This is a genomic window from Pontibacter sp. E15-1 (assembly GCF_022601975.1).
In the GTDB taxonomy this organism is placed as follows: Bacteria; Bacteroidota; Bacteroidia; order Cytophagales; family Hymenobacteraceae; genus Pontibacter.
The window spans coordinates 119,240-138,877 of sequence record NZ_JAKVIR010000012.1 but is presented as its reverse complement, the minus strand read 5'-3'; the positions used below and the strand labels follow the sequence as shown (position 1 = coordinate 138,877).

Below are 19,638 nucleotides of genomic sequence, written 5' to 3'. Positions count from 1 at the left end.
CTGTAAGCTATTTTAAAAGCTACTCCCCGTCAAGCAAGAGCCATAAAGGTGCTTCCGGCCGCCTTTCATCCCCCAACCCCATTGGGGACTTTTACAAACGCGCTGCTCTTTTGCTTTACGTCGTTGTTAATTGTTCGCACCCTGGGTGGAGTTGTTTCAAGGTTGATCATACCATACTTTTTGCGATCCATCAATCAGCAACTAACAATCAACAATTATACTGCGAACCAACAATCAGCCACTAACAATCAACAATTAACTCCTTCAACCCTTATCTTTGCCCCAAAAACACACACCTATTTCTATGCGCATTGTATTACAGCGGGTAACGGAGGCTTCTGTTGAGATCGATAAAAGAACGAAGGGCAGGATTGGGCTCGGGTTACTGGTTTTGGCTGGTTTTTGTCCGGAAGACACCGAGGAAGACCTGAAATGGATGGCCGGGAAAGTGGCACAGCTGCGTGTTTTCGGGGATGCGGAGGGCAAGATGAACCTGAGCGTGCAGGATGTGCAGGGGGAATTGCTGGTCATCAGCCAGTTCACGTTGTTTGCCAGTACCAAAAAAGGCAACCGCCCCTCCTATACCAATGCCGCCCCTCCGTCGCTTGCCATTCCGCTGTATGAGCGGTTTGTTGCCCTGCTGGAGCAGGCCCTCGGAAAGCCCGTGCAGACTGGCGAGTTTGGGGCAGACATGAAAGTGTCGCTGCTGAATGATGGCCCTGTCACGGTGGTGATCGACTCCAGAAACAAAGAGTAGCCCGGCAACAAAAAGGCTAACCAATATTACTATATGCAAGTATATTTGTAATATTGGGGCATACCCCTTACGTGTCTACTTATTCCGGACTTAACGCCTGTCAGCTATGCGCAGCATCTCCCGTATTTATGCATTTCTCACGTTCATATTTCTGAGTGTCGCGCTTGCGGGCACGGTAGCGAACGCGCAACAAACCGACAGCACCCAAACCCAGGAAGCAAAGCCACAGCGGTGGCTCGTCGAGACGCTTGACGGTTCCGTGTTTCAGGGGGTATACCTGGGGCAGAGCGAGGCGGGTATACGGCTGCTCACCGACACAGCCGGTGAAATCACCATACCGATGCAGTCCGTGAAAGTATTCCGCATACTAGACGAGCGAAACTTCAGAAACGGGGCTTTCTGGTTTGACAACCCCAATGCCACCCGCTACCTTTTCTCGCCATCGGCCTACAGCCTGCGTAAGGGCGAGGCATACTACCAGAACACATACCTCGTCCTGAGCTCGTTTAATTACGGCGTGACGGACCGGTTCACCATCGGGGCCGGTTTCGAGCTCATTTCCACATTCTCCGGGGAGCCAATCTTTTTCATCACCCCAAAATACTCCTTCCCCATCAATGAGAAATGGAGCGCCGGGGCAGGTGTGCTCTACGCCAACGCCCCGATAGAAGACTTTGATGGCCTGGGTATAGGGTATGGAATCGTGACTTACGGCAACCGCGACAACAACGCCACCCTGGGCGTCGGTTTTGGTTACGTAGACGGGGAAGTATCGGGGCGGCCCCTGTTCACGCTTAGCGGCATGACCCGAATAGGCCGAAAAACCGCCCTCGTTACCGAAAACTGGATCGTGCCGACTGATACATACTATGGCGTGTATTCCTACGGCATCCGGTTTATGGGTGAGAAGATTACCGTAGACCTGGCTTTTCTGAACAGCCCCGACATTGCCCGCGATGTATTGTCCATCGGTATCCCATATGTCGATTTTGTGGTTAAATTTGGGAAATAACATACCAAGCAACACACCGCATATGACGTTAGCCGAGGCGCAAGCCACCGTGGATAAATGGATACAGGAGAATGGGGTTCGTTATTTTAATGAGCTCACCAACATGGCCATCCTGACGGAAGAGGTGGGCGAGGTGGCCCGCATCATCGCCCGCGAGTACGGGGAGCAGTCTTTCAAGAAAAGCGACGAAGGCAAGCACCTGGGCGACGAACTGGCCGACGTGCTGTTCGTCCTGATTTGCCTGGCCAACCAAACCGGCATCGACCTGACCGAAGCCCTGCACAAAAACCTGGAAAAGAAAACCTCCCGCGACAGCCAACGACACAAAGACAATAAAAAGTTAGAGAGTTGAGGAGTTGGAGAGTTTAAATGAAATAAAAAGCTCTACTCACTCCTTAACTCTCTAACTCCTCAATTCTCTAAACTCCTATCAGCTTGTCGTGTTGCCAGACGGGGAGCACTTCGTAGAGGTCGTGCTGGAGGCAGTAATGGATGTCCTGGTGTATGTCCAGGTTCTGGAGGCGGCGCACATGCGACGATTCCTTCAGGAAGGCGAACAGGTCTGGCTTGGCGGCACGGTACAGATGCAGGGAGGCCAGCGTGGCGTCGTTCTCAAAAGTAAAATCCTCCAGCAGGCTCTCGGCCAGGGCACCGGCAAACAGCGTGTCTTCGAGGTTGAACATACCCTTCCAGCCAGCGCATACCACCAACACGTCCAGCTGAAGCTGCTTTAAATGATCCGCCACGCGTTTCAGGTTCAGGAACGAGCCGATCACAATCTCCTCGGCCGCCTCCGACAGGCGAATGGCCCGCGTGCCGTTTGTGGTGGTGATGGCCACTGACCGCCCTTTCACTGCCCCGTCCATGTAGCTGAACGGAGAGTTGCCCAGGTCAAACCCCTCAGCTTTTATACCGTTCCGCTCTGCGGCAGTCAGGCACCCCTGCTGGCTAAACGCCTGGCACTCCTCCAACTCCATTACCGGAAAAATAGCTGTGGCCCCATGCGCAAACGCTGTAACCATAGTGGACGTGGCGCGCAGAATATCCACCGCCACTACTGCTTTTCCTTTCAGATCATACAAGTGCAGCAGCTCGGGGCTGTAGCACACATCTATACTTGCCATCTATTTGATTTTTCGTTGATCGATATTGGTTGTTCGCCGCTCATTCGGCTGGCAGCCCCTGGTCCTGGGAAATGTAGAGCGTTTTTCGTTGATCGATATTGGTTGCTCGTCGCTCATAATTCGCATTCGGAAAGAGGCATCGAACAACATGCAATGAGCAACGCATAACTATTTCTGAACGAAAGGCAGTTTCACCACCTGTGCTTTCATGTCTTTTTTGCGGATGCGGATGTATAGCTCGGTGCCCACTTTGCTCAACTCCTTCGTGACATAGCCCAGGCCGATGCCTTTGCCCAGCGAGGGGGACATGGTGCCCGATGTTACCTCACCCACCACGTCGCCTTCTAAGTTCACGATCTCGTAATGCGCGCGCGGGATGGCTTTCTCCAGCATCTCGAAGGCAACCAGCTTGCGCTGCACCCCGGCTTCTTTCTGCGCTTTCAGGGCATCGGAGTTAGTAAACGCCTTGTCGAATTTGGTGATCCAGCCCAGGCCCGCCTCCAGGGGCGAAGTCGTGTCGTTGATGTCGTTGCCGTAGAGGCAGAAACCCATCTCCAGGCGCAGGGTATCGCGCGCGCCCAACCCGATCGGCTTGATGCCATAGGCTTGCCCCGCTTCCATGATCGCATCGAAAACCGCTTTGGCATTGTCGTTCTTCACATAGATTTCAAAGCCGCCCGCCCCGGTATACCCCGTCGCCGACACAAGCACATCGGGTACGCCGGCAAAGGTGCCTTTGGCAAAGGTATAATAAGCCATACCCGGCAGGTCCAGCGCAGTGAGGGGCTGGAGCGCCTCGATTGCCTTCGGGCCCTGCACCGCAAAAAGCGAAAGCTCGTCTGAGATGTTCGCGAGTTCCACACCCTGCGTGTTAAACTTGTTCACCCAGGCCCAGTCCTTCTCGATGTTGGAGGCGTTCACCACCAGCATGTATTCCTCCTCCGAAAGGCGGTATACCAGCAGGTCGTCCACGATGCCGCCCTCCTGGTTGGGGAAGCAGGAGTACTGCACCTTGCCATCGGCCAGCTTGCTTGCGTCGTTTGAGGTGATGCGCTGAATCAGGTCCAGGGCCTGCGGGCCGCGCAGCAGGAACTCACCCATGTGCGATACATCAAAAATCCCCACCGCATTGCGCACCGTGTTGTGCTCTTCTATATCAGAGGAATAGCGCACGGGCATGTTATACCCGGCAAAGGGCACCATTTTGGCGCCTAACGCTTCGTGCACGTCATTCAACGCAATTTTCTTAAGTTCCATGCTTATCTCAGGTTCTAGCTGTTGTGCGACAAAAATAAGTAAAATTCGCCCCTCTTCCGAACATAATCTCCCGCACGTGCAAGGCCCGCACCTGTTGCCGGCAACGGGCGTCAACATTCTGTGCACGCAAGCCGTACCAGTGTCACTGCCCGCCGGCTACCGTGCCTGTACTCGGGGCCCATAGGATTCTTTTAAAAGCAGCATATAACGCACCTATCAGACCATACAGCAACGTGTTAGACCCCATACCCTTCCATGTGCCTGACCTGCGGCCGTTTTGGCTTCGCGGGCTTCCCGAACTCTCAAAAACTATTGTACCTTTGGCTTCCGCAGCATTGCCTGCCTTTGTGACCAAGGAGAACGCCCTCAAATGAAACTCTCAGTAAAGCTATTCGCCGGTTTTTTACTTATCTCGCTGCTGTTCACGGCAGTGGCCATCGTCAATTTTCAGCTCTCGGAGGATGTGATCGACAATACCGTCTGGGTAACGCGCTCGCAGATTGTTGTGCGCAACTCGGCCTCCTTGCAGCGGAACATCATCGATATGGAAACCGGCTTGCGCGGCTACCTGCTCAACGGGAACGAGACATTTCTGCAGCCTTACCTGCAGGCCAAGGAGCAACTACCTAACCTGCTTCAGGAAACCCGGAGCTTCGTGACCGACTCGCCGGAGCAGACCGACAAGATAGATGACATCATACGGCTGCAGACCAACTTCGAGAACCTGTATGCCGAGCCCCTGATTGCCCTGAAACGCGGCAACACCCGCGACTCGCTGGACCAGGACATCTCCGCCAAGCTTGACAGCCTGGTGCTCGGCGAGAAAATCCTGATCGACTCCGTCCGCGCGGCCTTCCGTGACTTCAACTCCTACGAGTACCAGGTTCGGGGCGAGCGCCGCGCCCGCCTCGAGAAAAGTATCAACACGACCCGGCAGGTGTCCACCATTCTCACCCTGCTCTCGATTATACTCGGGCTTGGCTGGGCATATTATATCACGCGCCTCATCACCGACCGGATCATTAAAATGGTTGGCCTGGCGGAGGAAATCTCGCGGGGCGACTATAAAACAAAGATCATCGACACCTCCCGCGACGAGCTCAGCCAGCTATCGAACTCGCTCAACCGCATGGCCCTCACGATCGACGAGACCTTCAGTGAGCTGGACCGCAAGAACACGGAGCTGGACCAGTTTGCCTACGTGGTGTCGCATGACCTGAAAGCGCCGCTACGGGGCATTGAGGTGGCTTCGCGCTGGGTAGAAGAAGACATGGGCTCCCAATTGCCGCCCAACATACAGGAGTACCTCATGATGATGCGCATCCGGGTGCACCGCATGGAGAACCTAATCAACGGCATACTGGCCCTGGCCCGCATTGGCCGCACCAACCAGATTGCGGAAGAGGTTGACACCAACATTCTCCTGAGCGAGGTAGTGGATATGCTTGCGCCGCCTGCCGGCTTCAAAATAGAAGTGATGGATAGCCTGCCGACGCTGCATACCATCCGTATACAGCTGCAGCAAGTCTTCAGCAACCTGATCAGCAACGCCCTGAAGTACCATGACAAAAAGGCGGGGCTGATAAAAATATCGCACTACGAGACAGACGATTTCCATGTGTTCTCCGTTTCAGACGACGGACCGGGCATCGACCCACAATACCATGACAGGATTTTTGTGATTTTCCAGACCCTGCAGGAGCGCGACGCCGTAGAAAGCACCGGCGTGGGCCTAACCATTGTGAAGAAGATTGTGGAGTGGCAGGGGGGCACGATTTGGCTCACGTCGCAGCCCGGCGAGGGCGCGGCCTTTACCTTTACGTGGCCCAAAAACGCGGAAGACGCGGAATAATTTAATAGTTTTGTCTTAGTTTTACCAGTAGCACCGAATATATAATGAGTGATAAAATTGTGAATATCCTTTTAGTAGAAGATGATTACCTGGATATTATGAATGTAGAGCGCGAGCTCGGAAAAATCAACCTCACGCACCCCTTACATGTCGCTCGGAATGGCCGCGAGGCACTGAATATGCTGAGAGGCACCGAAGGAGCCGAAAAAATCTCCCCGGCACCCAGCCTTATTCTCCTCGACATCAACATGCCCAAAATGAACGGGCTAGAGTTTTTGGCCGAGCTGCGCCACGAGCCGGAATTCAGTCACATCCCTGTCTTTATCATGACGACCTCCAACGAGGAAACAGACCGGATGGCGGCACAGCGCCTGAACGTGACGGGCTACATTGTCAAGCCCCTCACCTTCGACAGCTTTGAGCGCAGCCACTCTTCCCTCGACAGCTTCAGCCTTTTCCTCGACCTGATCAAATTGAAGTAAAAGCATTTGCTAGGCCCGCATAAACCCGACTTAATCAGTTTTAGGGTCTTTGGGTAGCAGGGTGAACGATTGCCGGTGGTGCTCTGTGGCACCATGCATTGCTATACCCGCCCGGTGCCGCCGCGTAGGGTAGCCTACGTTCTGCTCCCAGCCATACTGGTGATGCGTTTTTGCCAGCGTGCACATCAGGTCGTCGCGGTAGGTTTTGGCAAGCACCGAGGCCGCTGCAATGGAAAGATAGCGCCCATCGCCTTTTACCATGGAGCTAAAGGGCACCTCCCCGAAAGGCTTAAACCGGTTTCCGTCCACGAGCAGATAGGCCGGCGACGGCTGTAGCTTTGCCAGCGCCCGGTGCATGGCCAGGTAGGTAGCATTCAGGATGTTGATCTCGTCTATTTCTATAGTCGTGGCCTCCCCTACTGCCCAGGCTACCGCGTCTTTCAGGATATCCACCCGCAACAGGTCCCGCTGCTTTTTGCTCAGTTTCTTGGAGTCGTTCAGGAGCGGATGTTGGTAGTCGATGGGCAGGATGACGGCGGCGGCCACCACAGGCCCGGCCAGGCAGCCCCGGCCTACCTCGTCTACGCCCGCCTCCAGGGTATGGCCACTGTGGTTTGATAGGAGCATGTAAATGGTTACTGTATTGCTGATAATTTACTTTAAGGTACTATTGGTATAAATGTAGCTTCTGCGAACATACCCAATACTACCAAATCGCTCAAACACTTTCCCATACATACGATCATGCTTTATTGATGAAAGAGCTAGCGGCATCAGAACACGCTTTTGCTTTGGAAGGCAATATATATGATTTGGTATAAAATCTCGCAGAGCGCCACCATATACAAAAGAAGGCCTTTCAATTAAAAATTGAAAGGCCTTCTTTTGTATGGACTAATTTATGTTCTCAGGCACTTCGCCCAGAACGCCTTCACCAAGCTTATTTGTTCAGCGCTGTCGGCTCAAACAAGCCAGGCAGTGGGCTTGGAGTGTTCGGGTTTGAGTTAACCTCATCCTGTGGGTAGAGGAATCTCTCAGGAATCTGATTTCCTGAACCCTTCACTGGTATGTTCAAACGGTTGTCCGTTCTCCTGACATCGTTGAAAGCTTCGATATTGCCAATGAAGGTTACATAACGCTCTTCCAGAATCTCATTCAAAAGCGATTCTTTTGGCAAAAGTGATCCATTGTTCTCAAATCCGCCAATAGCAAAGTCAGTAAGCAGGAAGGATTGGTAAGCACCTGCTCCAAACTTGTCATTCAACTTGCTTCTGTACGCATTCAGCGCATCAACAGCGCCCTGCAGGTTATCCTGCCTGGAACGGGCTTCTGCAAGAATCAGCTGCGTTTCTCCGTAAGTAACTAAGGCAAAACCCTGATTTTTGGCAAATGCCCCCGTATAGTTCAGGTCGTAAGCACCAGAAGTGCTTTTATAATAAAAGTTAAAACGGGCTGTTTCATTCGTCTTAGCATTATTACGGTTTCTGGCAAAAACGTCCTTCTGAGCCGGATCGATCAGTTTAGGGGCAAATGCTCCTTCAGCTGTCATGTAGCCGGGTCTTTCGAGCACACCGAATGAGTAAAACACATTCGCATTGTAATATGATTCGAAGTGAGGCACAACCATATTGTTTGCTGGGTCACTGATACCTTGCAGCGCTGCACTCTCAGCCTTTGCATAGTCCCCTGCCTGCAGGTAATAGCGGGCTTTGAGCGTATACGCTACACGGAGCCATTTTTGAGCGTCGCCTCCGAAATAGATGTCCTTCTCAGCTTTTAGGAGTCCTCTGTTCAGAGCAAGATTGGTTATGGCAGAATCCAGCAACACCTGAATGCTACTGTATACCTGAGCCTGTGAGTCAAAAGAAGGCGTTTCTGTGCTGCCAACCTCAGAGAAAGGAATATCTCCGAACAAAGCCGTTGTAGTACCTGCCGCATGGGCCTCCAGTACCTGTGCCACCCCCACTATTTTAGGGTTTATCTCGTTTCTGGCTTTTCCTTTTGCGATACGGGCTTGCGTAATGGTGGCGTAGTAGATGTTAGACCACGGGCTATCGAAGTCGCCTGCTGTAACAATATACTGGTCCAAGTTTACATACTGTCTGTCCACACCAGAAAACTGATCAGTCCACATGCCGGTTATACGGGACATCTCGCCTTCGTGAATCAAGCCGTCAGCCAGCATTACCCCCTGAATCATGTTGTTAACGTCAACAGAATTCCCGCTTGGGTTATTCGGATCTTCCTCGAACCCTTCTACAAAGCTCTCACAACCCATCACCGATAATGCTAGTGAGAAGATGGAGATGTATCTATATATCTTTTTCATTTAAAATTTTCTTTTAGAATTAGAAATTAACTCTGATGGACGCTAAGTAAGACTTAGTACCAGGGTTGTTAAAATACTCTAGGCCGCGCCCGTTACCGGTACCGGTCAGGTTAGTCTCAGGGTCAACGCCCTTAAACTCTTTAGACCAGATAGCCAGGTTACGACCTGTCAGCGAGAACTGCACAGACTGTAGCTTAGTGAAGTTTTTGAACCCCTGGGTAGCCAGCGTATAAGATAGCGTCATTTCCCTGATGCGCATCCAGGAAGCATCCTGAATAAACTGCTCACCATTCGGGCCGAATCCACCTCCGATAGAAGTGAAGTAAGCCTGATCCAAAGCAACGTTACCGCCGCCAAAGTCCTCTACCCTGCCACGGAAGGTATAAGAGCCATCTGCATTGGGGGCATACTTCTCAGAAACCAGGTTGCCACTGTAGGTATAGATAGAAGCAGCGTCCTGTGCAGAAAGAGTTACCTCATCTGCGGTATAAGTAGATCGTCCGAAGTTCCGCAATACGCCTTCTGTACCAGCCCAGATGTCACCACCCTTCGAGTATTCGAACAGTGTGAACAGGCTAAGCCCTTTGTAAGCCAACCTCGTATTGATACCGCCTCTGAAGTCTGGGTTCGGGTTACCGATCACGCCCTCAGTTGCTGCGGTGAGCGGGAACCCATTTTCGTTCGTGGCGATGCTACCATCCTCGTTACGCTCATACCGGCCACCCCAAAGTACGCCAACTGGTTGTCCTTCCACTGCTCTTGATGATACTCCAGTGAAACCAGCAAGGAAAAGCGACTCTACGCCTCTCAAGTCAGTTACCTTATTGCGGTTTCTTGTCCAGTTACCACCAACGTTCCAGGTAAAGTCACCCTTTGACAGAATGCGTCCGTCCACTTCCAACTCAATACCTTTGTTCTCCAAAGTAGCGGCGTTAGCAGTTTTGAACAGGTAACCAGAAGATGGCGCCTGCGGCAGATTGAAGATCGCGTCAGTGGTTTCGTTCGTGTAGTAAGTAGCGCTAAGCGTCAAACGATCCGCGAAGAAACGCAGGTCAGTTCCTACTTCAAACTCTTTTTTGCGCTCTGGCTTCAGTTCGGGGTTACCCTTCACGTCATTTCGCACGAAGGCTCCGTTATAGGCATTGGCATCCAATCCTGGACCCCAGCTTTCGCTGAAGAAGGCAGGAACCCAGTCATCCGTTGTCAGGTATGGACCAGGCTCAACTCCCACTTCACCGTAACCTGCGCGCAGTTTACCAAAGCTCAGAATCCTGCTGTTTGCAAATGGGGCTAACTTACTGAACTGGAAAGCCACGTCGGCGGCAGGGTAAAAGAAAGAACTCTGAGCCTGAGAGCCAAACGTAGAGGCGCTCTCCAAGCGGCCTGAAGCGTTCAGGTACACCATGTCGTTGTAGCCAATCGTGGTTGTTGCATAAGCTGCTGCATTACGACGTGTCGACTCAAAGTCAGACGGTGTTGTATTCTCATTTGTGGCGTTAGAGAAGTTGCTGATACTCTGGCCAAGCACGAAGTTACGATATGTACCCCCAATGCTGTTGTACTTGCGCTGGTTCAGGTTCATACCCACTAGGAATGAACCTGTGACCAGATCTCCAAAAGAATGCGTCGCGCGGGTGATGAAGTCTGCGTTTAGCTGCGTTTCTGCGAGTGTTTCCTCAGTAGCAGATCCGTTTCCGGCATTCTCAGCCGAGAATAACGGGAAGAACGTTAAACGCTGATCAGTGTAATGGTCCGCTCCCGCACGTGCGATAAAGTTTAACCATGTAGTAGGCTCATAGGCAAACTCAAAAGAACCGATAAATCGATCCACATCACTGGTATTGCGCTGCTCATTGATCGTCCAAAGCGGGTTGTTGTAAATTGGGCTTGCATTGTCTCCCAAATATCTTCTGTATGAGCGCTGCCTGCCCAATAAGGCGTCTCCGGCGGCATTGAAGTAGGTGCCTTTATAGTCTCTGATGTCGAAGTCGGAAGGCGTACGCAGGAAACCCAGGTATAATCCAGATGTATTTGACCCTTGCTGCACTCGGTTAGAGCTTATTTTAGAGTAGGTTACGTTACCGCTGGCCTTAAACGCTGGAGCTAATCTTTTCTCTGCATTGATACGGGCAGTTGTTCTGCGGTAGTCGCTGTTGTTACGAATGATGCCCTCCTGGTTCAGGTCAGAAATACTGGCATAGAAGTTTCCATCCTGATCACCGCCACTGAAGCTCAGATTTTGCTCCACAAAGTGGCCGTTCTGGAACACAGCATCAAAGTTATCATCTAGAAATACAGAACGATCATTTTTCTTCGTGATTGGGAAGTATTCCGTGCCATCCTGAGCAACAAATTTTCTACCTGTTTTATCTACATCATCGGCACCCCCTGTTCTGTCCGCAATCTTGTCTCCGAAAGAAAGAGAATTGGTTGGCGAATAATTTCCACCAGACCCTTGGCCATATTTATCCTGTAGGTCGTGCGTGTAGCTAATCTTGTCTAAAGAGTAGGTTACATCGTAGCCAATATTGATTTTCCCCTTGCCTGAAGAACCTCTTTTGGTTGTAATAACCATTACTCCGTTTGCAGCGCGAGAGCCCCACAGCGCGGCGGCTGAGGCACCTTTCAAAATCTGAATAGATTCAATATCGTTCGGGTTGATGTCGTTCAGACGAGACTGCTGTACCACACCGCCTACCCCTGACCCCAAGGAACTGTTGCTAACCGGCACACCATCTATAATGATGAGCGGCTGTACTGAGTTTGTGATGGTAGACTGACCACGAATCTGTATGTATGCACCTGCACCTGGATCACCAGACGAACGGGTAATTTGAATACCAGAGGCTTTGCCTGAAAGGCCAGTTACCGCACTTGTTTCGCCAGACTGAGCAATTTTGGAACCAGATACCTGGCTGGTCGAAGCACCTACTTTGTCTTTGTCTTCTTTGAAGCCCAGAGCCGTTACTACCACTTCCTCTAACTGCTTATTGTCTACAGAGAGCGCAACATTTACAGTGCTTGCGTCGCCTGCCTGGCGTTCAACAGTCTGATACCCAATGTAACGGAACACCAGTGTCGCGCCGCTCGTCGGAACATTTATAGTGTAGGAGCCATTCACGCCTGTGGCAGTCCCAACGGTTGTGCCTTTTACAATTACCGCGACCCCCGGCAACCCTTGGGATGTGCTTTGGTCAGTCACCGTGCCGGTAACCGTTCTGCTCTGCGCATGGGCCTGCTGAAGCAGCATGAGCACCATCGCAAAACTTATCAGTAATAATTTTCGCATGTGTTGTGTGTAGTTAAGGTTGAAATTAATGTTAAAATAAACTGGTTAATTGGAATTACAAGGCAATATAAATTCATTAGCACAGCACCTATGCTACAGATCGGTACAAAAGACGCTTCTGAGACTGGGTGTACAAATCTTCTTAAAAGTCTACTATCAAAGTTTTGGTGAATATTAATCTTAGCTATTGCGCTCTACAACAGACACATCGAAGCTAAAATAAGAATGGATCGATATAAGGGCATTCAATTAGCAAAGATTACTACTTTGCCACTGTGTTGTCCTAAGTAAAAATCGACTGTCAATATTATGGATTAGCAAATTCAAAAGCAATAGGCGATAAAAAAATTAATTCTACAGTAAAGGCCCTGCATTATTAATGTCACAACAATATTGTTATCTATCCTTTGTTATTGTAGCAAGCAAACACTTGACTTAAGCAAGCACTCACTTTAAATCAACTATATTGATGCTTTTTCTCTAACACTAAAGTTATATTTTTAGCATTCTGGCAAAACACTATATTACTTACTATACTACCACAGGCCAGTCCATAACATTAAATACCTGTAATTGTGATATTTTCACATGTGACTCAAAGATTTTTTGAATCATTTCCAGGCATGTACTGACTCACTTATCGCAATAGTATACCAGTAAATGCTGTTTCCCTACAAGAAAATGATAGGACAGTTATGCCTGATAAACGCCCAAATTGTTATGCCTGGTGAGTGTGCCATCTTTCAACAACTTCCTAAAAGCTACAGTGCTCTAGGTATGAAAAAGGCAGAAAAAAAGCAGCGACACCTGTAGGGTACCGCTGCTTTTTTTTGTCTGGAAACAGGTAGCTATGCCTGCATCAGGAACGCTTTGATGTACTCGTCCAGGTCTCCGTCCAGCACGTTTTGCACGTCGGTGCGCTCCACACCGGTCCGGATGTCTTTGATGAGCTTGTAGGGGTGCAGCACGTAGTTGCGGATCTGTGAGCCGAAATCGATGCGCTTTTTGGTGCTCTCGATACGGTCGCGCTCCTCGTTGCGCTTCTCGATCTCCATCTGGTAGAGGCGCGAGCGCAGCATGCGGAGTGCGTGCTCCTTGTTCATCAGCTGCGAGCGCTCGATCTGGCACTCAATCACGATACCGGTTGGCTTGTGCTTCAGGCGCACGGCCGTTTCCACCTTGTTCACGTTCTGGCCGCCCGCGCCGCCCGCGCGGTATGTGTCCCAATCGATATCGCCTGGGTTCACCTCAATATTGATGGTGTCGTCCACGACGGGGTATGAGAACACGGAGGCAAACGAGGTATGACGCCGACCGCCTGAGTCGAACGGCGAGATGCGCACCAGCCGGTGCACACCGATCTCCGACTTCAGGTACCCGTACGCAAAATCGCCGGTAATCTCGAGCGTGGCCGATTTTATACCTGCGCCGTCGCCGGGTTGGTAGCTGATCTGCTTCACGCCAAACTTGTGCGACTCGGCCCACATGATGTACATGCGCATCAGCATCTCGGCCCAGTCCTGGCTCTCGGTGCCGCCCGCGCCCGGGTTGATCTCCAGGATGGCGCTCAGCTGGTCTTCCTCGCCGCTCAGCATGCGCTTGAACTCCAGCCCCTCCACGGCCTCGCTAGCTTTTTTAAACTCCTGCAGAATGTCCTCCTCCGACACATCGCCCTCTTTGTAAAAGTCGAACAGCACCTCGAAATCCGAGACGGCTTTCTCCACCTCCTCGTAATGGTCTGTCCATACCTTCACCAACTTCACCTCTTTCAGGATCTTCTCGGCCTCCTTGGGGTCATCCCAGAAATCGGGGGCCGTGGTTTTCTGCTCCGTCTCTTCTATTTGCTGTTTCTTGGCAGCGTAGTCAAAGATACCTCCTCAAGGCCTCAACTCTGACCTTTAACTCCCTAACCTGTTCAGTTGTCATGGGTTTTAGTGTTTATGTAGATGATGTATACTGTATAAAAAACGAAATGCTGCCATACAAGCCTATCAACTTATACAGCAGCACCCGTCTCTGATTTAATTGTTACAGGCTAACTTTGTGCACCCAGTTGTGGGTATCGGGCGCCTGGCCGGTTCTGATTTTGTTCAGCTCTTCGGCTACGCGGTTCGAGATCTCGCGGCCTTCCACGGCTGGCAATTCATAGTCGGTGCCGTCGTGGTGGATCAGGGCGATCTGCGAGATGATGGCCGCCGTTCCGGTTCCGAACGCCTCTTTCAGCTTGCCGGCCTTCTGTGCCTCAATCACCTCGTCTACGGCCACCTTGCGCTCCTCTACTTTATACCCCAGGTCTTTGGCTACCTGCAGCACGCTGTCGCGGGTCACGCCGTGCAGGATGCTGGTGCTCAGGCTTGGCGTCACCAGCACGTCGTCGATCACGAACATCACGTTCATCGTACCCGACTCCTCCACGTACTTGTGTTCCTTTGCGTCTGTCCAGATCAGCTGGTCATACCCCTTCTCCTGCATTTTGCGCGATGGCAGCAAGGCGGCGGCATAGTTTCCGGCGGCTTTGGCATAGCCTGCGCCCCCCTCTGCCGAGCGTACGTAGTGCGGCTCCACCGCTACTTTCACAGGCTTGTCGTAGTACTTGCCCACCGGGCAGGTGATGATCAGGAAGCGGTACGTGAGCGATGCCCTTACACCGATGTAGTCGTCTGTGGCGAACATCACCGGGCGGATGTATAGCGAGCTTCCCTCTTGCGTAGGCACCCAGTCTTTGTCCAGCTTCAGCAGCTGCTCCAGTCCCTGCATAAACAGGTCTTCCGGCAACTCGGGCATGCACAGGCGCTCCGCCGACTTGTTGAGGCGCTGCAGGTTAGCCAAGGGTCTGAAGAGAAGGATATCGCCGTTCTTGTCCTTGTAGGCTTTCATCCCCTCAAACAGGGCCTGGCCATAGTGCAGCGAAGAAGTGGCCGGGCTCAGCGACATGTTGCCGTAAGGCACCACTTGCGGCTCCTGCCAGGCTCCGTCCTTGTAATCGACCATGAACATATGGTCTGAGAAAGTTTTCCCGAACTGCAGGTTGTTGAAGTCCACCTCCGAGATGCGTGATGTTTCGGCACGCTGAGTAGGTATAGTGAGTGTATCCACTGACATAGTGATTTGTTTTTTGTTGATAATTATTTCAGACACGCGGCTGCCAGGTTATTTCCTCGGCGCCGAGCTCCTGGGTCATTTTACGGCAAAGTGCAAACAGATAGTCAGACAGTCTGTTCAGGTATTTTATAACCAGCTCTTCCACTGGCGAATGCTCCTGCAGATGAATGGCGAGGCGCTCTGCCCGACGGCACACACAACGCGCCACATGGCAGAAGGAGACAGACTGGTGGCCGCCCGGCAGCACGAAGGCGCGCAGCGGCGGCACCTCGGCCGTCATCCTGTCTATTTCCTGCTCAAGCAGGGCAATGTCCTCCTCGTGCAGGTCGGGGGTTTTCATCCTCGACTTCTCTGGGTCGGTGGCCAGCAAGGCGCCGATGGTAAACAGGCGGTCCTGCACTTCCTTCAGCACGGCGGCGCGCCCCTGATTCACGTCCTGGTCGCGCACCAGCCCGATGTAGGAGTTCAGCTCGTCCACGGTGCCGTAAGCTTCGATGCGCAAGTCAGACTTGGCCACGCGGGTGCCCCCGATGAGCGCGGTGGTGCCGTTATCGCCTGTTTTGGTGTATAGTTTCATGGGTGGTGCGGCGACTGCAGTTTCCCGGCAGTCGCAAAATCCTCGTTTATGGTGTCAGACTCGATCAGGCCGTCGCGCATCCGGATGATGCGGTGCGCGTACTTGGCGATGTCCTCCTCGTGGGTCACCATGATGATGGTGTTTCCCTTGGAGTGCAGGTCCTCAAACAGCTCCATGATCTCGTAGGATGTCTTGGAGTCCAGGTTTCCGGTGGGCTCATCGGCCAGGATGATGCTGGGGTTGTTGATCAGGGCGCGCGCGATGGCCACACGCTGCCGCTGGCCTCCCGAAAGCTCGTTCGGCTTGTGCTTGCCGCGGGTGCCGAGACCTACGCTCTCCAGCGCCCGCTGCGCCTTCTCCTCGCGCGCGCTCTTGCCGTAACCGGCGTAAATCAGCGGCAGGGCCACATTGTCTAAAGACGACTGGCGGGGTAGCAGGTTAAAGGTCTGGAACACGAACCCAATCTCCTTGTTGCGCACCTCGGCCAGCTCGTTGTCGGTCATGTTGCTCACGTCGTTGCCGTTGAGGATATAGGTGCCGCCGGTGGGGGTGTCGAGGCAGCCGATGATGTTCATGAACGTAGACTTGCCAGAGCCTGACGGCCCCATAAAGGCCACATACTCGCCTTTGGTTATCGTGATAGACACCGACTTAAGGGCGTGTATGGTTTCCGCGCCCATGCGGTATATTTTCGAGATGTCGTGCGTTTCGATCAGTACGTTCATACGGCCTTTTTCATTGTTGCCATTCGTCGGCACGGGCCGCTATCTCCTGGCGTTTCTGTTCTAATTTCTCACTAAATGTACTATATTCTGACGGATCAAGCAAGCTGCACAAGTTTTCCTGCGCCTGCTCCGCGTAACTGAACAGCCCTTGCTCCAGGCTTTCCAGCGCGTAGGCTTTTTGCAGCCCGGCTGCATAGGGGTTATAGGTGATGCCGCTGAGCAGGATGTTGTAGGCCTGTTCTCCTTTGGGCTTGTAGCTTTTGTAGAAGTCGGCGGCGGCCAGCACCACCTCCTCGTCGTAGAGGAGCATCTTCAGGGCCTGGTCATACCGTGCGGCGGCCTCCTCCTTCCGGCCCCTGGCCTCGGCAACCCGGGCCTTAAAGTACAGCCCCTTGCGCTTGTCGCGGTCTGTGAGGTATAGCTTGTCCATCTTGTTGAGGAGCGCGTCGTAGCGCTCGGTGTGCAGCCATACCTGCAGCTGCTGCAGGTTCAGGGCCGACCGCAGTTCGCCTTCGGGCTGCAGCTGCGGCGAGGCTTCCTGTATGGCCTGGTAGGCGGCGGCCCAGCGGCGCTTGCCCAACAGGTATGCCACGCGCGCCACCAGGGCCCTGCGCTTCAGGTCTTTCTCGGTCACGGCCCGCACCAGCGTTTCCATGTCTGCCTCGCTGAGCTGGGGCAGGAAGGTGAGCAGATACTGGACTTTCTCTTTGTCGGGCACCTCGGTGGCGATGGTTTTCACGTCCTGCTGCAGCACCTCGGCCAGGTCCTGGGCCACGCCGATGGCCGCCTCATTCTCTGTGTAGCCTACTTCCTGAAGCGCCGCCAGTGCCTCCCGGGGCTGATGCGCCAGCGCCAGCGCATACCCATGGCTCAGGTAAGCGGAGGTATAGCCATGGTCTTTTGCCTGCTTAAAGTAAGCCGCCGCGGCGCGATAGTTCTCCTCCTCCAGCATCCACTGGCCCAGCGCGTTGTAGTAGTAGCCGCTGTTGCGCTCCGACTGCAGGGCCAGGTTCTCCACCACCCGCCTGCCCTCTTTGGGCAGGCCGTTGTAATGGTGCACGAGGCCTTTCAGGTAGAGCAGATCGGTATAAAACACCTGGTTGGCCGGCGAGGCCAGGTAGGCGTTGATGCCTTTCAGGCGGGTGGTGTCGCCTTTGTCGAGCCGGCTGATGGTTTCGTTGTAAAACAGCGTGAAGTCCTCCACGGCCTGCAGCGAGTCGGGCATGAAGGTCTCGTCGGTCTGCCAGTCCAGGCCGAGCAGCTGGCGCAGGGTAGCCATGTTGCTGCGCAGGGCCTTGCTCTTGCCCGACCGGCTATCTTCCAGCACTTCCTTGGCGGGGCCCAGCAGGGCCTGGCGGGTATAAAAGGCCAGCCTGTTGCTCCGCACAAAGTCTTTGTCATGGCTGTAATGCTGCGCCAGGTCGAAGTAGTAGGCGGTGCTGTCCTGCACGCTGGTCTGGGCATACAGCAGGGCCAGGTTGTTGTAGAGCTCGCCACTTTCCGGGAACTTCTCCGCCCCCTCCTGCAGCACGTACAGCTTCTCGAAGAAAAACTGTTTCTCGTCGTAGAGATTGCCCAGTCGCACGTACAGTTTCGGGCTAGGGCGCTTCGCAATGGCGTCTTTCAGCCGCAAGATCTCGTTGTTCCGCTGGTTCTGCTGCCGGTAGCGGGCAGCCAGGCTGTAGTTCGCCTTCACGTTGTTGGCGTCATACAGGTCGCTCTCCTGATAGAAGCGCTCCGCCAGAATGCTGTTGTCGGAGGCGGTATACAGGTCTCCGAGGTAATTGTAGTACCCTGCCTGCACATCGAAATAAGATCGGTACTGCGTGCGCATCACCAGTATGGCGCAGGCAATCAGGCTCATCAGGGCAAACGAGAAAAGCGAAAAGCTTCTGGGCTCATACACCACTTTGTATACGGGCAGGCGCTGGTCTATCAGCCGCCCGAAATTAAGCATGATGTAGAGGAAGAACCCGGCCCCGAACGCCAGGTGCGTGTACACGATCATGTCGTGGAAAAAGACCGTGAGCGGATCGTTGGCCGTGGCAAAGGCGTAGCCGATGCTCAGGAAGGCGATGGTGGCGAAGACGAGGTAGAGCACGGCCCCCGTGGGGCGGAACAGGAAAAGGCGCTTGTAGTAAGCCTCGCGCTGCCGCATGCCCCAAAAGCCCGCCACCGTAGAGAGCAGCAGGATCACGTAGCCGTTGATGTAGAACAGGTCGAGGTGCAGGTAGCCCACGTTGCGCAGGTACAGCAGCACCAGGTTGGTGAGGTACAGCATGCTGATGAGCACAAACTGCCACATGCTGAGCCGCTTTTCCGGGGCTTTTGCCTGTGTGTTGAGCCAGAGCAGGGCGTTCACATTTTCGTAGGCCACCCATACCATAAACAGCACGGTGGCCACCAGCGCGCCGATGGAGCTGTAGCTAACCAGATGCAGCGTCACCAGCTCGGCCGGGAACTGGGCCACGCCATACACCATCAGGCCGACGATCAGGATGAGCACCAGCATGGCAAGCAGCCGCAGCGAGAACGTGACCTGCGGCCAGAATGCCTGAAACGCGTAACTCGTGGTGGCCAGCAGCCCAATCGTGATCAGGAGGAGCATCTGGCTGGCGCCATTGCCGAGGCTGCCCAGCAGATCGAGGTTGAAGGTGGCCAGAAAGAGCATCAGCAGCAGCACCCCACCGAAGTAGGGCAGCCGGCGCATGGTGCTGATGGCCGCCGTGTAAAAGGCGAGGCAAATGGCCAGGATACCCAGCAGCAGAGTGGCGGCCACGGTGTTGATGGCGGGCAGGCCCACGTCATACTGCTCGAAGAGCAGGTAGCCGTCGGCGGCCAGCGTGAAGGGCTCCAGCAAGCGCGTCACCTCGTGCACCGGCACCGGCACCACCTGCAGGTCCGTGATTTTATCCCAGCCAAAGGCCAGGTCCTCTCCGGTAAAATAATGGTATACCCCCAGGAGCAGGGCCAGCACTCCCAGCAGCAGCAGAAAAAGATAGGGATACTTGATAGAAGTATCCCAGGCTTTCCAAAACTTGATTTTGTTCATATAGGTGAGGCGACACAAGTATCAAGACACAAGACATATTCAACCCCGCACGCGCAGCGTTGGCTACAGGGACTTTGCCC

The 19,638-nt window shown here is 53.4% G+C and carries 15 protein-coding genes; 5 read left to right on the top strand and 10 right to left on the bottom strand.

The window, feature by feature from the left end:
- Positions 1-304 precede the first annotated feature (304 nt).
- The 3 genes from dtd to MKJ04_RS10305 all read left to right on the top strand — a co-directional run bounded on the left by dtd (position 305) and on the right by MKJ04_RS10305 (position 2,121).
- A complete protein-coding gene (gene dtd, locus MKJ04_RS10315; RefSeq protein ID WP_241641552.1) occupies positions 305-757 on the top strand; it encodes a D-aminoacyl-tRNA deacylase in 453 nt (150 codons plus the stop codon).
- Positions 758-863: 106 nt separating this feature from the next.
- Positions 864-1,769, top strand: coding sequence for a hypothetical protein (locus MKJ04_RS10310; RefSeq protein ID WP_241641551.1), 906 nt, complete (start codon positions 864-866; stop codon positions 1,767-1,769).
- A gap of 22 nt (positions 1,770-1,791) precedes the next feature.
- Positions 1,792-2,121, top strand: coding sequence for a nucleotide pyrophosphohydrolase (locus MKJ04_RS10305; RefSeq protein ID WP_241641550.1), 330 nt, complete (start codon positions 1,792-1,794; stop codon positions 2,119-2,121).
- A 67-nt stretch (positions 2,122-2,188) separates the two neighbouring features.
- Here the strand turns inward: MKJ04_RS10305 and MKJ04_RS10300 are convergent, their stop codons facing one another.
- Both MKJ04_RS10300 and gcvT read right to left on the bottom strand, forming a co-directional pair.
- Complete coding sequence (locus MKJ04_RS10300) at positions 2,189-2,893, bottom strand: 2-phosphosulfolactate phosphatase (protein WP_241641549.1); 705 nt, start codon at positions 2,891-2,893, stop codon at positions 2,189-2,191.
- Between the two features lie 168 nt (positions 2,894-3,061).
- The gene (gcvT, locus tag MKJ04_RS10295) at positions 3,062-4,150 is read right to left on the bottom strand and encodes a glycine cleavage system aminomethyltransferase GcvT (RefSeq protein ID WP_241641548.1); all 1,089 of its coding nucleotides are present in this window, start codon (positions 4,148-4,150) and stop codon (positions 3,062-3,064) included.
- Between the two features lie 370 nt (positions 4,151-4,520).
- Here gcvT and MKJ04_RS10290 point away from each other — a divergent pair, with 370 nt between their 5' ends.
- Both MKJ04_RS10290 and MKJ04_RS10285 read left to right on the top strand, forming a co-directional pair.
- Positions 4,521-6,002 carry a sensor histidine kinase gene (locus MKJ04_RS10290; protein ID WP_241641547.1) on the top strand — a complete coding sequence of 494 codons (1,482 nt, stop codon included), beginning with the start codon at positions 4,521-4,523 and terminating at the stop codon, positions 6,000-6,002.
- 44 nt (positions 6,003-6,046) lie between these two features.
- Positions 6,047-6,484, top strand: a complete 438-nt coding sequence (locus MKJ04_RS10285) for a response regulator (RefSeq protein ID WP_241641546.1) — start codon at positions 6,047-6,049, stop codon at positions 6,482-6,484.
- A gap of 30 nt (positions 6,485-6,514) precedes the next feature.
- Here MKJ04_RS10285 and MKJ04_RS10280 read toward each other — a convergent pair whose 3' ends face one another.
- From MKJ04_RS10280 to MKJ04_RS10245, 8 genes are all read right to left on the bottom strand, one after another.
- Positions 6,515-7,111: a ribonuclease HII gene (locus MKJ04_RS10280; protein WP_241641545.1), complete on the bottom strand. Its 597-nt coding sequence runs from the start codon at positions 7,109-7,111 to the stop codon at positions 6,515-6,517.
- Positions 7,112-7,424: 313 nt separating this feature from the next.
- Entirely contained in the window at positions 7,425-8,813 is a 1,389-nt protein-coding gene (locus tag MKJ04_RS10275; RefSeq protein WP_241641544.1) for a SusD/RagB family nutrient-binding outer membrane lipoprotein, read from the bottom strand.
- Positions 8,814-8,832: 19 nt separating this feature from the next.
- Positions 8,833-12,102 (bottom strand): SusC/RagA family TonB-linked outer membrane protein, encoded by a 3,270-nt coding sequence (locus MKJ04_RS10270; RefSeq protein WP_241641543.1) that lies wholly within the window; start codon positions 12,100-12,102, stop codon positions 8,833-8,835.
- A gap of 848 nt (positions 12,103-12,950) precedes the next feature.
- Positions 12,951-14,028 (bottom strand): peptide chain release factor 2 gene (prfB, locus tag MKJ04_RS10265; protein WP_241641542.1). Its coding sequence is split into 2 segments (ribosomal slippage): positions 12,951-13,967 and positions 13,969-14,028, totalling 1,077 coding nucleotides; the frame shifts between segments, so codons are not numbered across the junction.
- 102 nt (positions 14,029-14,130) lie between these two features.
- Entirely contained in the window at positions 14,131-15,204 is a 1,074-nt protein-coding gene (locus tag MKJ04_RS10260; RefSeq protein ID WP_241641541.1) for a branched-chain amino acid aminotransferase, read from the bottom strand.
- A gap of 28 nt (positions 15,205-15,232) precedes the next feature.
- Positions 15,233-15,781 carry a cob(I)yrinic acid a,c-diamide adenosyltransferase gene (locus MKJ04_RS10255; RefSeq protein WP_241641540.1) on the bottom strand — a complete coding sequence of 183 codons (549 nt, stop codon included), beginning with the start codon at positions 15,779-15,781 and terminating at the stop codon, positions 15,233-15,235.
- Complete coding sequence (locus tag MKJ04_RS10250; protein ID WP_317246713.1) at positions 15,778-16,506, bottom strand: ABC transporter ATP-binding protein; 729 nt, start codon at positions 16,504-16,506, stop codon at positions 15,778-15,780. Before MKJ04_RS10250 ends, MKJ04_RS10255 begins: the two co-directional genes overlap by 4 nt.
- Positions 16,507-16,516: 10 nt before the next feature.
- On the bottom strand, positions 16,517-19,558 hold the full coding sequence (locus MKJ04_RS10245; protein ID WP_241641539.1) for a tetratricopeptide repeat protein: 3,042 nt from the start codon (positions 19,556-19,558) through the stop codon (positions 16,517-16,519).
- Positions 19,559-19,638: the final 80 nt, after the last annotated feature.